This is a genomic window from Enterococcus sp. LJL51, assembly GCF_054871795.1.
On record NZ_JBTXLW010000015.1, the window covers coordinates 26,794 to 43,722 of the forward strand.

The 16,929-nt window shown below is 34.2% G+C and carries 16 protein-coding genes; all 16 read right to left on the minus strand.

The window, feature by feature from the left end; all coding sequences use genetic code 11:
• Positions 1-128: 128 nt before the first annotated feature.
• The 16 genes from ACYSNQ_RS13335 to ACYSNQ_RS13410 all read right to left on the minus strand — a co-directional run bounded on the left by ACYSNQ_RS13335 (position 129) and on the right by ACYSNQ_RS13410 (position 16,926).
• Complete coding sequence (locus tag ACYSNQ_RS13335) at positions 129-1,406, minus strand: LCP family glycopolymer transferase (protein WP_426084069.1); 1,278 nt, start codon at positions 1,404-1,406, stop codon at positions 129-131.
• A gap of 201 nt (positions 1,407-1,607) precedes the next feature.
• Positions 1,608-2,774 carry a nucleotide sugar dehydrogenase gene (locus ACYSNQ_RS13340; protein WP_426084070.1) on the minus strand — a complete coding sequence of 389 codons (1,167 nt, stop codon included), beginning with the start codon at positions 2,772-2,774 and terminating at the stop codon, positions 1,608-1,610.
• Between the two features lie 195 nt (positions 2,775-2,969).
• Entirely contained in the window at positions 2,970-3,374 is a 405-nt protein-coding gene (gene tagD, locus ACYSNQ_RS13345) for a glycerol-3-phosphate cytidylyltransferase (RefSeq protein WP_426084071.1), read from the minus strand.
• Positions 3,374-4,834, minus strand: a complete 1,461-nt coding sequence (locus tag ACYSNQ_RS13350) for an oligosaccharide flippase family protein (protein WP_426084072.1) — start codon at positions 4,832-4,834, stop codon at positions 3,374-3,376. Before ACYSNQ_RS13350 ends, tagD begins: the two co-directional genes overlap by 1 nt.
• A 68-nt stretch (positions 4,835-4,902) precedes the next feature.
• Positions 4,903-6,162: a CDP-glycerol glycerophosphotransferase family protein gene (locus ACYSNQ_RS13355; RefSeq protein ID WP_426084073.1), complete on the minus strand. Its 1,260-nt coding sequence runs from the start codon at positions 6,160-6,162 to the stop codon at positions 4,903-4,905.
• Positions 6,134-7,315, minus strand: coding sequence for an O-antigen ligase family protein (locus ACYSNQ_RS13360; RefSeq protein WP_426084074.1), 1,182 nt, complete (start codon positions 7,313-7,315; stop codon positions 6,134-6,136). Before ACYSNQ_RS13360 ends, ACYSNQ_RS13355 begins: the two co-directional genes overlap by 29 nt.
• A 29-nt stretch (positions 7,316-7,344) precedes the next feature.
• Positions 7,345-8,241, minus strand: a complete 897-nt coding sequence (locus tag ACYSNQ_RS13365; protein WP_426084075.1) for a glycosyltransferase — start codon at positions 8,239-8,241, stop codon at positions 7,345-7,347.
• A gap of 23 nt (positions 8,242-8,264) precedes the next feature.
• Positions 8,265-9,185: a glycosyltransferase gene (locus tag ACYSNQ_RS13370; RefSeq protein ID WP_426084076.1), complete on the minus strand. Its 921-nt coding sequence runs from the start codon at positions 9,183-9,185 to the stop codon at positions 8,265-8,267.
• Entirely contained in the window at positions 9,182-10,342 is a 1,161-nt protein-coding gene (locus ACYSNQ_RS13375; RefSeq protein WP_426084077.1) for a glycosyltransferase, read from the minus strand. The genes ACYSNQ_RS13370 and ACYSNQ_RS13375 overlap by 4 nt, the downstream gene beginning before the upstream one ends.
• Before the next feature lie 95 nt (positions 10,343-10,437).
• Entirely contained in the window at positions 10,438-11,067 is a 630-nt protein-coding gene (locus ACYSNQ_RS13380) for a sugar transferase (RefSeq protein ID WP_426084078.1), read from the minus strand.
• Entirely contained in the window at positions 11,060-12,142 is a 1,083-nt protein-coding gene (locus ACYSNQ_RS13385; protein ID WP_426084126.1) for a DegT/DnrJ/EryC1/StrS family aminotransferase, read from the minus strand. The genes ACYSNQ_RS13380 and ACYSNQ_RS13385 overlap by 8 nt, the downstream gene beginning before the upstream one ends.
• Positions 12,143-12,171: 29 nt before the next feature.
• Positions 12,172-12,813 carry an acetyltransferase gene (locus ACYSNQ_RS13390; RefSeq protein WP_426084079.1) on the minus strand — a complete coding sequence of 214 codons (642 nt, stop codon included), beginning with the start codon at positions 12,811-12,813 and terminating at the stop codon, positions 12,172-12,174.
• 8 nt (positions 12,814-12,821) lie between these two features.
• On the minus strand, positions 12,822-14,618 hold the full coding sequence (locus ACYSNQ_RS13395) for a polysaccharide biosynthesis protein (RefSeq protein ID WP_426084080.1): 1,797 nt from the start codon (positions 14,616-14,618) through the stop codon (positions 12,822-12,824).
• A 17-nt stretch (positions 14,619-14,635) separates the two neighbouring features.
• Complete coding sequence (locus ACYSNQ_RS13400) at positions 14,636-15,400, minus strand: tyrosine-protein phosphatase (protein ID WP_426084081.1); 765 nt, start codon at positions 15,398-15,400, stop codon at positions 14,636-14,638.
• Between the two features lie 30 nt (positions 15,401-15,430).
• Entirely contained in the window at positions 15,431-16,123 is a 693-nt protein-coding gene (locus ACYSNQ_RS13405; protein WP_426084082.1) for a CpsD/CapB family tyrosine-protein kinase, read from the minus strand.
• Positions 16,124-16,134: 11 nt separating this feature from the next.
• Positions 16,135-16,926 (minus strand): YveK family protein, encoded by a 792-nt coding sequence (locus ACYSNQ_RS13410; protein ID WP_426084083.1) that lies wholly within the window; start codon positions 16,924-16,926, stop codon positions 16,135-16,137.
• Between the last annotated feature and the right edge of the window lie 3 nt (positions 16,927-16,929).

Consider the following 16,929-nt stretch of genomic DNA (forward strand, 5'->3'; position numbering starts at 1 on the left):
ATTTGGTATAGTCCAATTATACCACTTTTATTTTCAAATTTCTACCTAAAAGATTAGATAAAAGAAAAAAACAGAAACACTCTGACAGTGCTTCTGCTTTCAATCTCTTACTTTTTTTTTCAGATTATTCAGGTATCCTCTGCATTTTGTACATCTGCAGGAGCCTCTGGCTGAACTCCAGCACCAGTGTCTGTACTGCCGGTTCCATCAACGCCCGTATTGGGATCTACAGGAGCTTCATATTGAGGCGTTGTTTCAGCAGGAGTCACTGGTTCATTATAAACAGGTGCCTGATAACCCTGATTATAACTAGCACCAGTTTGATCATTTCCATAATATGTTTGGTTAGCAGCATTAGGGTCCACATACGTATTTTGATCATAATAATCCTGATCTTCATAATAGGTGCTATCCGCTGTCCCAGCATTTGATGAGTAAATAGATAACTTATTTGTCAGTTCCGCCAGCATTTCTTCATTTTTAGGCAAACCCAGCTGCTCCCGAAGTTTTGTCTGTACTTCAAACAGGTTATCAGGATTCATGATTTGATAAGATACACCATTAATCATTTCGCCAGTTGTTTCTATCTGCAATGAATCAATCGTCTGGAATGCCGACATATATTTCTTCTGAATATCAATCATATCATCCCAGGTTAAATCAGTTTTAACATTATCCTTCACAGCATTTAAAATACTTTTATACTGAGTTACACCATTTAAACTCATTACTTTTCGGACAATCTTTTCAACAACTTCCCGCTGCCGTTTCTGACGGCCAGTATCTCCTTCTGGATCATCATAACGGTATCTAGCATAAGCTAAACCTGTCTCTCCATTCAATGTCATTGGTCCTTTAGGCAGTTCAATACCATCCAACTCTGTTGCATATGGATTATCCACATCGATGCCCCCGACTGCTTCAATTAAGTCTTTTAGACCTCTCATATTGATGGAAACATAGCTGTCAATTGGGATATCCAGCAGATTTTCCACTGTTTCAATCGCCATCTTAGCTCCGCCATAAGCATAGGCATGATTCAATTTATCATTTGTATCATTTCCTACAATTTCAGTTAACGTATCTCGACTTAAACTAATCATTGTTGATTTATTTTCTTTCGGATTTACGGTTACAACCATTAAGGTATCAGAACGACCGCCATCTTCTTCAGCTCGCCCAAGGTCTCCGTTATCGATTCCCATCAATAAAACTGAAAAAGGCTCTTGAGCATCAATATTCACTGCTGTTTCCCGCTTTGTAGATACTCTTTCGATCGATTCATAAACATCTGTTACTGTATCAGTGGCATCTGAATACATTTTTAGACCGTAGGCACAAACACCAGCAATCAGTATCAATACCAGTCCTAAAAATGACAGTACCAGTTTTTTCCATAGATTCATAAGACACTTCCTCATTTACACAAGAATCGTTACACCCAATCATTTTCTCATAAATTCCCCGGGCTAGCAATATTTTTGAAAAATTGGCATGATATCTTAACACAATTGTAAAATACTGAACATAAGAAATCCAAATTTTCTCGACTCAGTGGTTCTCTACATAGTTTAAGAAACAATAACATCGAAAAAACGGGATAACGCTTAATCCCGTTTAAATAAATCTCTTGTATAAATTTTTTCTTCAACATCAGCCAAGTCGTCTTCAAATCGATTTGAGACAATCACATCAGATAGTTCTTTAAACTCCTGAAGATCTTTGATTACTTTGGAGTGATAAAATTCCTCTTCATCCAATGCGGGTTCATAAACAACTACTTCAATGCCCTTGGCCTTTAGACGTTTCATTACACCCTGAATAGACGAATAACGGAAATTATCCGAATTTGCCTTCATCGTCAAACGATATATCCCTACAGTATTTGGCTTTCTGCTAAGAATTTGCTCTGCTATAAAATCTTTTCTTGTCCGATTAGCATCCACGATAGCACCAATGATATTATTGGGAACATCTTCATAATTGGCACGCAGCTGCTTGGTGTCTTTCGGCAAGCAATAACCGCCATACCCAAAGGATGGATTATTATAATGGGAACCGATTCTTGGATCAAGCCCCACACCTTCAATAATCTGTTTTGCATCCAATCCTCTTGATTCAGCATACGTATCCAGTTCATTGAAGTAGGCAACTCTTAAAGCCAGATAGGTATTCGAAAACAATTTAATTGCTTCGGCTTCTGTAGAATGCGTCAATAAAACCTGACTATTCTTTTCCACTGTATTTCGCAAAAACATATCTGCAAGCTCCTGAGCTCGTTCAGAGCATTCGCCTACGATAATTCTTGAAGGATAAAGATTATCATACAGTGCTCTGCCTTCTCGTAAAAACTCTGGTGAAAATATGATATTTTCGGTATCATATTTTTCTTTCAATGCTTGTGTATAGCCAACAGGCACGGTTGACTTAATAATAAATACAGCATCTGGTCTTATTGCTCGTGCTTGTTCAATCACATTTTCAACTGTTGATGTATTGAAATAATTTTTCTGTTCATCATAGTCCGTTGGTGTCGCAATAATTAGATAATCGCCAAAACGGACAGCAGCTTCAAAGTCTTTCGTAAATTCCACGTTCAAGTCATCTCTATCTAAAAACTCATGGATTTCTTTATCTTCCAATGGCGATTCTCTTTTATTCAGTATATCAATTTTCTCACCAACAATATCATATGCCTGAACCTGCTCATTCTGTGATAATAGTAATGCATTTGCCAGACCAACGTAGCCTAGACCGAAAACTGAAATATTCATGATTGGCTTTCTCCTCTAATATAAAACTTTTCATTCTAAGGTTCAAAACTTTCAAATTATCCACAAAATTCATAACAAATACTATTTCTATTATAAGTATCAGCGTCTCCTATTGTATATCTAATTAAGACATTCGTCTACTGATAATCATCTCATCACTTCGCTCACATCATGCATACTTTAAGATGACAATAACTATAAGTTTTTCTTATTTAAATCCTCTTTGATTTGAGAAGTTGAGATTTCTGGTGTTCTCTCTAAATAAATTACCTCAGCATCCGTCTCATCTGCTATAAAATCAAACTCACCTTTCCAGTCATCCCCCATAACAAATCGATTAACTCTAAACTCTTTAATATCACTAACCTTTTGATCCCAGCTTTCTTCAGGTATAACTAAATCAACATATCTTATAGCCTCTAAGAGCTGCTTCCTCTTTTCAAAAGAAAAATAGCATTTTTTTTGTTTTTCGTTCCAATTAAATTCATCAGTTGATAAAGCTACAATTAAGTAGTCCCCTTGTTCTTTTGCTCTTCTTAAAAGATTTATATGTCCGTAGTGCAATAAGTCAAACGTGCCATACGTAATTATTTTTTTCACTAACTTCCCTCTTTCTTTTGTGATTTATTCTTTTTTTTCAACGAAAAAATTTTTGCTAAATCCGTTTTTACTCTATTTGTTATTATTAATAACAGGAACACGAAAAATAATGATTGTAAAATAGCATTTATAATTAACGTTGGCAAAGCATTGGATAGATTAATTCTAAAATGGGAGAATAGACCACACGTTAGTAGAAAACAAATAACTATTTGAAGTTGTCCCTTGAAAAAAATTTTGAACTCCATTTGTTTTCGTATCAAAAAGATACGTAAGAAACAAACCATACATTCAGTAATAATGAGTGCCATTGTAGCACCAAACGAACCCATTAAAGATGTCAATAAAAGATTTAATGTTATATTTGTTAAGGCTCCTATTATAAAAGGAATAGAGTAGCTTTTATATAAACCTTTTGCCAAAGTGAACTGATTAGCAAAAACACCGCCATAAGCAACTGGAATAATAATAAAGCTTACCCATTTCATATGTTGAATCATTGGTATAAATTCTTTTCCTAAAAACCAAGGTACAAATATATCTGCATTTAAAGTAATTAAAGCTGTAAACAATAATGCGCCTATAAGAGTGTAATCTAGAGAATATTTAAGTAAATTTTGAACTTTTTCTGTATTACCTTTCTCTTTATCCAATTTTGCAACCATGGGCATTAAAACCACGCTAATGGATGTAATAATTGCTAAAACAATTCTCGCAATTTTTTGCGATTGATCATAATAGGAAAGCTCTGCTGAAGTAACCATAAACCCAACTAGAACTTTATCGAAACTCGTATATATTTGTACTGCCAACTGTGGAAGTAACAAAATTAATGCACTCCCAATATAAATCTTCGATGCTTTTATTGCAATTTTATTTTTCTGTGTATGTTTTGGAAAATTATGATTTACATCTATCCAGAACAACAAATTTGCAAAGGCAACACTAAGACTGTTTATTAAAAGATACAGCCATAGATCATTTTCTTGCCTGACTAGAATAAATATCAGCACGAGTGAAAGCAATTTAACACTCGTATTTCTAATAACAACTTTTTTCACTTGCTCAAGACCGATAAACAGCCAGGAAATATCTAAGATTACAGATGCCAAATACGGAATTTGAGTCCACCAAAGAATTCTATCTTCTGAGAAAAAAGTGATACATGTAAACAAACTCGTAACAAGGATACCCATCATTAACTGGATATGCCATAATTTCTTAAACACCTCGTATCTCTTCTCTTCTTCAGCTTGAGAAATTTCTTTGGGTCCCAACTGAGCTAACCCCATTAATACTATATATCCTAAAAAAAGCGACATTGATGTAATTGACGTATTTTTTCCTAATGTACTAGCGCCAAGAACTCTTGCTACATAAGGAATAGTTATTATTGGTATAAGTATAATCAATGCTTGATACAATGCATTCATTACAATATTAGTAAGCATTTTTTTCATCTGTCAATTTCTCCATTTATTTGGTTCATCCATTGTTAGCATAAAAGAATATTTTTACTCAAAAATGTTTAATTATTTTTTCTATCTTCTAATTCCAAATCATGGATAATTTGATTATAAGCTGCTTTCTTAGAATCAAAAACAAGCTCTTTTACACTTTGTAATTTCATTTCTTCATCATCACTATTTTTTCTATTGAAATAATCATATAGGATACTTTCAGATAATTTCTCAATAGACTTAGCCATAAAACCAGCTGTATTCTCATCGAAACCAGAAGAAAGTCCCCGTTCATTAGAAATATAATTATCAAAATCTGGAATATAGTAAATGACTTTCTTATTATAATAAATAGCATCAAAAGACACTGATGAATAATCTGTAATAATCAAATCTACTTTGGGAACAATTGTATTAATATCAAATTCACTTTCCAAAAGTAATGTGCACTTTGATAAATTATTCGATCTTTTTCCAAAATTGTTATCTGCACTATGAGGTTTTTCTATCCATAAAATAGAATGTTTGTCTATCAATTTATTAATTTCTTCTGTATCTAAAGGATATGCAAACTTTATATTTCCTTCTCTAAAAGTTGGCAGATATAAAACGGTAAATTCTGCTGAACTTATTCTATCAAGAACTTCCTGTTCCTTTTGCAAATACTCTAGACATTCACAGTTTCTAGGATAAGATGAATCAATGATTTTATTGGGACTGATATCAAAAATTCTTTCAAATCTTTTACTGACATCTTTACTAGTCGATAACAAACGAAAATCATCCCAGCCCCCTGATACATGAATTAAGTGCTTGAATAAATAAAATTTCTTTAAAGATTTTGAAAGTTTTCTTATTGGATTGCTGGTTGCTTGAATCGCTGAGTTTGTTGAAATAGTATTACCCACACCTTTTAATGGGATACCATGCCAAAGCTGAATTCTTTTAGCCCCCAATGAGAGTTCTCCTAAAATATCTCCTTTGTATTTCTTTGTACTATGTGGAACATTACAAACTATATGCACTCCTGATTTCAAGTGAAAATAGAGGCTTTTCAAGCTATTCATTTTATAACATTCATAATTTTTACTTTGCAGTTCCGCTAATAATGCTTTGTTTCTAGTTACCCAAATAACACGGTTTAATTTTAATGACTGCTTATTGTAGTGTAAGTACTGATAGAGGTATCTCGAATTATCTGTAAACTTTTCTCCCATCCAAGCGCCAATTAAAACAATATCTTTATCTCTTCTTATAAAAATATTCAAAAAAGCTACTACACTATTTATTAATAGGTTGCTAATATATTTTATTGGATAATAAATCATTTTCCTGTCCTCTTCTCATCTCATAATAAACTAAAACATACAAAAGAAATCCCGTTGATGTGAATAAGAACGGATCAAATACACATTTTATCAAATAAAAACTGTAGCCTATCAGCAGCCAAGAATTTTTCTTAACCACAAAAGTAGCAAGTGGTCTAAGTAAAAATAGCCCAAATGGTATGATTCCCAGTAACCCAGTCTGTCTAAATAGTTCCAGATATGAAAGCTCTGATGTCATCAAGTATTCTCCACGACCCAATCCATAATAAGCAGACATAGCCCCATTACCTATAAAATAAGATAAAGGATTTGATTTCATACTTAGCAAGATAGATTGAGCATTCAATTCTCTAATACTATCTCCGGTTGATTTTGCCCAATTTATTGTTTCAACTTTATCTATAAAATTCCCACCAAAAAGAATTACTATCAAAATTAAAACAATTAGAAATATTGGTTTTAACCATCTACTTCTATTATTTATAAAAGCTAAAACAACGATAGCCATCAATGCCATATATATATTAGCTCTAGTTCCAGACAAGATTAATCCAAGAAATGACACCGTTGCCCATCCAAGTCTATAATGCCATGTATAATAACATAAAGATATAATCAAGAGCGGTGATCCCTTTAAAAAAAGAACATATTTAAAAATAGCATACATAGATAGGCTTATCTGCGCCTCCCCATTTGTACTCAAAAATTGTAACAATGGATTCACATAAATACTCAATATTCCTAACAGGTCTAACAAGGAGCTAAGTACTATAGTAAGAGAAATAATATTCAAGCAGTTCATAAATATTTTAATATAATCAATTTTGTACCTCTCTACTATAGGAATAAGCAATAGATAGGTAAAAACATAAAAGTATTTCAATGTGTCAGAAAAATTACCCGTCAATATCAAAGATACTATAAATAGAATAGCTGGGAAAATCAATGTATAAAACAACAGGTATAAATTCTCTTTTTTTCTATAAAAATCAAGAAACAACGATATATTAATTAACAATATTATGGAAAAAAAGAATAATTTTAAGTTTAAGGAATCTGCTGGCGTAAAGACAGCAAAAAATAGAAATAAGCTAATTAACAACTTCTGAATACTTCGTTTACCAAAGCGAATGTTTTCTAACTTTTCTTCCATAATATCTCCTTTATAAGTTTTCAATTAAACTAATATTTTCCTAAAAGAATAAGCATACTAAGATTTAATTTTTCTAGAATAGACCGAGTGTCGAACTTTTTGCTTATACAAAGTTTTATTTTATTAGTCAGCTTTTTATCATAAGAAAGTATTTCCTCTAAAAACTCTCTATTTTCGCTAGTAAGAACTTCCCCATAGTTAACATATAGTTCTTCACACCAATGGTATCTAATCTTTCTAGAATCAAAAAAACCATTATCAGTAATTTTTTCCAACAAGGTACTTCGATCACCAACAACATTTTTTTCATGTTGTCTGTAAAAAATGTGAGGAGTCGAGTCATATATCACTGTCCCTCCAACCCCCAAACAAATCATATAGATCAGATGGTCATGGAGAAAATTCGAATTGTTACTCTTGATACTTATACTATTTACAGTATCCCTTAGAGCTTTATTCATAACCATCGTACAGCCCACACCATTATTTTTGATAACTATGCGACCAAATGAAAAGGCTCCCTCTTCAAAATTATCTAAACCAGTTTTTTTTAAATTTAAATCTGTTAGTTGAGTCTTGGATATATATAATGCTGGTTCTTCATATTTTTTAAGTTTCTCAACAGCTACTGCCAGCTTATCAGATTCCCAATAATCATCTTGATCTGAAAAAGCAAAATAACTACAGCTACTATCTGATTTTTTTAATAATTCCAAAAAGCTCAGCTTCGGACCAATATTCGTTCCTGCTATAACTTCTTGATTTCCCTCTTTCAAAAACTTTGGAAATGGTTCTGGCGAGCCATCATCACGAATAAGCAGTTTAACTTTGAATGGTCCCTCTTGACGATGAATACTTTCAACTTGCTCCTTAATATACTTTTCGCCATTATAATAAGAAAGCAGCACTTGTACTTCAATTTTCAAATTATTAATTATCTCCTTCTCAGTTAAAAAATCCCTAAAATTACAGAAAATTTAAATAACCATGTATTTAAGTGGGTATCTGTTACAAAATTTTTACTTTTAACCAAACGAAACCTATTTTTTAAACTGTCCCGATAAAAGACCACTTTTTTTAGTTCCGCCAGCTTTTCAGACTCAATTCGTTCTTTATAACACTCATATACTGAAATTGCTTGCTGCTGTCGTTCATTTTTTTGCTTAACTGCACTTTTCACTAATCGACGTATTCGTTTAAAGACATTTTTATTTGTATATCCTACATTATTGTATTCATGTTGTCGATAAAGCATCGTGGAATTCTCATCAAAATAAATGTTTCCGTTCAATGCTTCTGTAGTCAGCAATGTCCAATAATCATGCATTCGGATACTTTTAGGATTAGAAGTACAAAGAATATCTCTTAGAGTTTTATTGAAAAGCATTGTACAGCCTGAAGGAGAGCGGTCGATAATCGTTGCTTCTAATGTCAATGGTATATGTGCATGCATTTCTCTTTTAAAAAGAACATTAAGATTATTATCCACAACATCATAAGTTGAACAATATAAATTTGGCTGATCTACAGGATACGTTGAAAGCTTCTCACAAGCATTTTTCATTTTTTCAGGAAACCAAATATCATCTTGATCAGCATATGCATAAAAATCATAGTCATTTCCTGAATCTTTCAACGCTTTCAGAAAACTTCGAGCAGGACCTAAATTACTCCCATCTTTATAAAATCGTAGGGAATTTTTTTTACTACTTTCTTCGAGTATCTCCATAGTTCTATCTTGTGAACCATCGTCTCTAACCCAAACAGAAACATCCACCCCAGATTGGTTAAAAATACTATTAAGCTGCTCAGACAAATAATTTTCACCATTATAAGTAGACATTATAACTAAAACCTTGTAACCCATCATATTTCCTTTCCCATAGCCCCGTAGATATCTCTCATGAGTATATTTACTTTACTTTTGTCATATTCTTTAGCAATATTTTTATTATTTTCTGCTATTTTTTTTAGCTCCTCACTATTCTTATCAAATAGTTTGTGAATAGCGCCTGCAATTTCCTCACAATTTGTTGGATCAACAATAGTATATCCTGTCTTACCATCTTCTGTATAATCTTTAATGCCACCTAAAGCTGAACTTACCAAAGGAAGTCCAGCAGCCATAGCTTCTAATCCCGCTAAGCCAAGACCTTCTCGTCTAGATAAAAATAAGGAAATATCAGAAATAGCGTAGTAATTTTCAATAGCTGATTGATATCCTAAGAAAATCACTTGAGATGCAACATCTAGTCTTTCGGCTTCAGCTTTTAAATTTTCAAGCTCAGCACCGCTGCCACAAATCAAATAGATTATGTTTTCGTTATTTAATATCGATAAAGCATGAATACCTGCGATATGGTTTTTTCTTATAGTAAGTTCTCCAACAGAAATCATCACTTTTGACTTCTCTGATATGCGCAGTTCTTCTTTAATACTTTGAATTACTTCACTAGAAACTGGGTTGTAGTATTTTTCATAATCAATTCCTACTCCTGAAACTTTAAATAATTTCCCACATTTAAATTTCTTAGCCAAATTATAATCCTCATTATTAATAGTAATGAGAATATCCGTATATTTAGAAAGATATTTTTCTACTGGATAGAATAGCAGCCAGTCTTTTCGAGAGCCACCTTGAAAAAATTGAAATCCATGAGCCGTATAAATCACGGGAATTTTTACTTTTTTTGCCGCTAACCTTCCCAATACTCCACCAATTGGAGAATGACAATGCATAAAATCAATTTTATTTTCTTGTAAGATAGTCACTAGTTGTTTATAGCAGGAAATATTAGTTTTAATATCTCCAATACCACGTTTAAAATCAACCTGATGTGCAATAACTTCTAAATTTTCCAGTTTTCTTCTTAACTGGTTTAAGCTTTCTTCATCCATTATTCCTTTAATATTAAAATTACAGGCTACATGAACCGTATATCCCATACTTTGAAGAATTAAGATGTTTTCTATATTAAATTGACCAATCATTGATGGCGCCGAAGCAACTATCAGTACATTTTTCAAAACTTTCACCTCAACTAACTCAATTAATCATACCCACTGTTTTACTTGAAATAATATGTAATAATAATCAAAAAATTGGCCATCTATATAACCGATTAACAACCCTTTTTTGTTCCTTTAAATTTCTCAATGGTTACATGATCTGATGCATTAATATCTTCTTTTTTTATAACCTTTTTTATCGTTAAAAGGATAATCTTTATATCCTCAGAAAATGTTACATGACGGACATAATGAACATCTAACTTAAACTTTTCTTCCCAGCTAATTGCATTTCTACCATTTACTTGAGCCAATCCTGTTAGTCCAGGCCGAACATCATGCCGTTTGCACTGTTCCTCGTTGTACAGTGGTAAATACTCAACTAATAAAGGTCGTGGTCCGACAATTGCCATATCTCCTTTGAAAATATTCCAAAGCTCAGGCAATTCATCTAAACTGGTTGAGCGCAGAAATTTGCCAAACTTAGTTAGTCGAATATCATCCGGCAACAGCTCACCCTTTTCATCTCGCTCATCTGTCATCGTTCTAAACTTATACATAGAAAAAACTTTCTCATTTAGTCCTGGTCTTTGCTGTTTAAAAATTATAGGACCACCCAATTTTACTTTTACCAATAAAGCAACAATTAAATATATAGGACTCAACACTACTAGTGCTATAGCAGATAATAAACAATCTAACAAACGCTTAACCCATTTTCCATATGCTCCCTGTTTAGTCACCAGCCAACACCTTCTTGATAATCTTCACTACCCGTTCAAGATCTTCATCTGTCATTTTAGTATCTGAAGGGAGACAAACGCCGGTTTCAAACAGCGTCTGCGAAACCTTGTCACCAAAATAATCATACTCTTCAAAATAAGGCTGCATATGCATTGGCTTCCAAATTGGTCGTGATTCAATATCATCTTCAGCAAGTGCATCCATTATTTCTTCCGGAGCAACTCCTTTAAGCGTGATACAGCTCAGCCAAAAGTTTGGCTGATTCCATTCATTTTCTGGCATGAATGACACTTGTTCAAACGCTTCAAGTTCTTTTTTATAAAACTGGTAAATCTCATTTTTCTTTTTTACTCGATCAGCTAAAATTTTTAACTGTCCCCGGCCAATGCCAGCAACAATATTACTCATGCGATAATTGTATCCCAATTCACTATGCTGATAATGTCTTGCCTGATCCCTTGATTGAGTGGCCCAGAATCGTGCTTTATCAATCGCTTCCTTGTCATTTGAAACTAACATACCACCACCAGATGTGGTAATAATTTTGTTCCCATTAAATGAATAAATACCATATTTTCCAAATGTTCCAGTTGCCTTATCTTTATATGTAGTTCCCAGTGACTCTGCAGCATCTTCAATCAATGTCACACCATATTCATCACAAATTGCTTGAATTTCATCAATGGCAGCCGACAAACCATATAAGTGTACCACAATCACTGCTTTGGTCTGAGGATATTTTTCTAATGCCTTTCTCAGATAAACAGGATCCATATTCCATGTCGCAAAGTCACTATCAATAAAAACGGGTATCGCGCCCTGATAAATAATAGGATTAGCAGTAGCTGAGAAAGTTAACGACTGACATAAAACAATATCTCCTTTATCTACTCCAGTGTCCTTTAGCGCCAAGTGAATAGCAGCTGTCCCTGAAGATAACGCTGCAGCATGATCGATATTTACCAAATCAGCCAGCTCTTCTTCAAACTTATTTACATTCTCTCCTAATGGAGCAATCCAATTTGTGTCAAAAGCTTCTTGTACAAAAGCTTGCTCATAACCTTCATCACTCATATGAGGTGAAGCTAAAAGAATTTTTTTAGTCACTTTTTCTTCATCTCCCTTATTGCTTTAGCTGGAACTCCTACAACTTTATTTCCATCAGCAATTTCATTTATTACTACACTTCCTGCACCAATAATAACTGATTCGCCAATGTTTATATTTTGTATTATTTGACTTCCTACTCCTAATTGTATTTTGTTATCAAGATTAACATTTCCAGATATATTTACAGAAGGGTAAATGGAATTAAAATCACCGACACTTACATCATGCCCAATTGTACAACCAATATTTACTGCATTGAAGTCTCCGATAACGATGTCTTCTGTTAATGTTGTATACGCCATGATTACATTACCCTTTCCTAATTTCACAGACTTACCCATCAAGACACTTGGATCAATAAGATTTGGAAATACTAATTCTCCATTTTTCTCTCGAAAATATCGGTTATATATATCTTCTTTAAATTGTGGACTTGATATTCCAAAGACTACATGGGTTCCTACAGGCAATTGGCCAGCTTCAGCAATGCCCCCAAGTACGGGTTTACCGCACACTACTTCCCCAACTTTATTATCGTCTAAAAACCCCAACAGTTCATATTCAGAAAGTCGCTCAACAAGAAAACATACTTCTTTCCCATGCCCACCAGCACCTATTATTATAAGCTTTTTCATTATAGTCCTCACTTACTCGATTCATTGGCAAATTTTACCAACTCTTTACTCAATTTCTCAGAATTTTTTGGTAAATGTTCAACAAACTCCATTACTTCTTCAATTGAAAAGCCATTTACATTCCCTATAAAGATTTTCTCATAGACTTGTTTTGAATTTTTCTCTTTACTTACTAACAATTCTTCATACAATTTCTCTCCTGGACGAATACCAGTTTCTATAATTTCAATTTCGCCTTCCTGATAACCACTCAGCTGAATGATATTCTTGGCTAAATCATAAATCCTAACTGGCTCTCCCATATCCAGAATAAAAATTTCTCCGCCGTTTGCCAAAGCCCCAGCTTGAATAACCAAACGGCTAGCTTCCGGAATCGTCATAAAATATCTAGTCATCCGAAAATCGGTAACTGTTACTGGTCCCCCACGACTTATTTGTTCTTCAAAAACAGGAATCACACTACCGCGGCTGCCCAATACATTTCCAAAGCGAACAGCACAAAACTTGGTACAGCCTTCTTCATTCATACCTGTAACAATCATCTCAGCAATTCGTTTCGTTGCACCCATAACATTCGGCGGATTTACTGCTTTATCTGTTGAAATCATAACAAAGTTTTCAACTCCACACTCTTTGGCGGCCTCAGCAACATTCTTTGTACCGTACACATTGTTTTTCACTGCTTCAATCGGGTTGTATTCCATTAACGGAACATGTTTATGAGCGGCTGCGTGATAGACAGTGTCCGGTTTGTATATACTCATCACGTCTACTAACCGTTGTTTGTCCTGAATATCAGCAATAATTGGAATAATCTCTGTCAGTTTATTAGGATATTTATTGGTAAGCTCCTTATGAATCAAATAAATTGAATTCTCTCCATGCCCCAATAAAATAAGCTTCTTAGGGTTAAAACGCATCAGCTGCCGACAAATCTCCGAACCAATTGATCCCCCAGCACCTGTCACCAAAATTATCTTGTTTGTAATTTTCCCCTTTAGCTGATTCATATCCAGCTTAACTTCTTCTCTCCCCAACAAATCTACTACATTTATTTGTTTTAATCGAGAGATGGTGATATTGCCCGAAGCTACCTCTTCTAATGCCGGCATAGCATTAACAGGCAAACCAAGAGGCGTTACAATATCCAAAATCCTTTGTAACTCCTCTTTCTTTAAAGAAGGAATCGCTATTGTCAGCATCTCAACATTGTACTCCTCAACAATTTGAGGAATATCGGTTGTTTTTCCTAAGACCTTTACGCCAGATAAGTACATTCTATATTTATCAGATGCGTCATCAATAAACCCAACGACTTGTATGTCTCTGCTAGTTGTTGAAGTGCTCAGACTTGAAAGCAATATTCGACCGCCTTCTCCAGCACCAATGATTAACGTTTTCTTAGCTTTAGGATTGACACCACGCTTCCCGTTACGCCACTCGATAAATAAACGCCATACTAACCGACTTGATATAATAATAAAAGTGGTGATTAGATAAGTTAGCAACAAAAAACGACGGCTTTCTCTAAAAAGAATGATTCCTTCCAAAAGAAGACTGATACTTGTAGCAAAAAAAATCGCAATCATTTCTCTTAAATTAGTGAAACGATTGATTCGAGTAAAAATTTTAAAAACAAAACCAAATATTATGTAAAAAAACAATTGTAACAATGTACTAACAAATACAAAATCTGTTGAAATATGAATGTAAGGCATCATATAAAAATACGTAAATATATTTGCCCCAATAATGATGATAGAATCTATTGATACTAGCATCAATAATTTCTGGATTCTCGACATACCACTAGCCACTCTTTCTAAAACAATCGGAATTTCTTCCGTTTAATCTCCTTAAATGCAGGTCTTGCTATTTCGTCTCCATTCAATACATCCCGTGCGCAAAACTCCATTGCAGTTACTTTTCTCTTGCCAAAATCTTGTTCAATTGCTTTAAATGCCCGTTGCATAAAAAAACTGCGTCTTTTTGTATTATGAGCATCAGAGGCCATCATCTGCACCAGATTATGTTCCACCATCAGCTTAGCAGCTTGTTCAATCTCTCTACCAAAGACACCTAGATAACTTGGTGCTGTTAATTGAGCCAATGCCCCCATTTGAATAAATGGGATAAGTCGGTTAGGATCTTCAATAAAAGTACTGTTACGTTCTGGATGAACAATGATTGGACGATGTCCTCTTTGGGTTAACTCAAAAAAAATTGGTTCAGTGTACTCTGGGATTCCCTCAAAAGGAAACTCTATTAGTATATATTTATCATTCAAATCCGCAAAAAGTATATCCCCATCTTGAATCTGTTGAAGTAACTTTTCAGTAATATGTACTTCCTGTCCTTCATATAAAGTTAAAGGAATTCCACGTAAATCTAAAACCCCCTGAAGCTCCCTAACTTTTAAAATAACTTGGGCAGCTGGATTATTGTAGCTGCCGTTGTTATGATGTGGAGTACAAAGGATATGCTCAATTCCTTGTGCTACGGCTGTTTCAGCCATAGCAATAGAATCTTCCAACGTTTGAGCGCCATCATCTATCCCTGGCAAAATATGGCAATGCAAATCAATCATTCTACTCGCCTACCTTTGTTCTTGTTTCTCTTACCCGTAATAATAGCCTTGTTCAGTCATATTTCTGGCACCATTATATACAACACCCAAAATATTGGCATCAACATAATTCAGTAAACTTTTCGCTTTTCTCAACGCCTCACGATTGGACACATCTTCTCTAGCTACTACAATCGTTCCATCTGCTTTAGATGACAAAATCTGAGCATCTGTAACTGTTACAACTGGAGGCATATCAAAAATAATTAAATCGTAGCTATGCTTTAGTTCCTCAATCAAGCGGCTCATTCGAGCAGATCCAAGCAATTCTGAAGGATTTGGCGGTTTAGGTCCACTAGGTAAAATATGAAGATTATCTACTCCTGACCTCTGAATAATTTCTTGAATATTCACCTGCCGCTTTCCTAAGATACTGCTTAAACCATTTACATTAGATAAATTAAATGTTTTGGCTACTGTTGGTTTTCGCAAATCTGCATCCACCAGCAGAACTTTCTTTCCGGAATCAGCAAAGACAACAGCCAGATTAGCTGAAGTAGTCGATTTCCCTTCACCCGGACCAGATGAAGTGATTACTAAGGTGTGTAAATCATGATCTATCATGGAATACTGAATATTTGTACGAATTGTCCGATACTGTTCTGAAACGGGAGACGCTTTGTCTGCTAGAGTAATCAGACTAACGCCTTTTTCTGTATCTTGTTTTTTCATATTATTTTTCATTCGCTTTTCTCCTATAATCTTGTTCGAGTTCTACGTAATGGCTGCTGCCCATTTTCTTTTGGTGCATTTTCCTGAAGCTCATCATTCTGTTCAGAAGTAATTCTCGATATTTTTACATTCAACTCTTTGGCCGACATATTTGGCACAACTCCTAGTATTGGTAACTCCAAATCCTCAGAAATAAAGTGTTCATCTTTTAGCGAACGATCAAATAATTCAATTAGAAACGCACATAGAATCCCCGCTAATAAGCCGCCTAGCAATCCAATCGCCAAATTCAACTTATTATTGGGTGAAACAGGAATGACATTAGCTGAGGCGTTAGAAATAATCGTAATTTTGTCAACATTTAATGTGTTCAACGCAGTGTCTTTAAAAACCGTAGACGTCTGATTGGCTATTTGCTCCGATAGAATTGGATCATCCGTGGTTGAACTAATCGAAAACATTTGAGAGTTTTGAGACTGCTTTACTTGTAAACTTGCTTTCAAACTTTCAATAGTTATTTCCTGATTGTATTCTTCTTTCATTTTCTGTTGAACAGCACTTAAGACTGTGTCACTAGTGATTAAATCCATATATGTATTAATCATCTGTAGATTAGCATTAATATCATTTACATTATTTATTTCTCCCTGAGGCAACCGAACAATTAACTGCGCCTGAGAACTGTATTTGGGTGCAATTACTAAAAAAGTAAGCACTCCCGCAGCAGTAACTCCTACGATGATTCCAAAGATTATCAAAAACAGCCGCTTTCTTAAAATTCTAAATATATCTTTCAAACTTATTGTCTCTTCCATTTT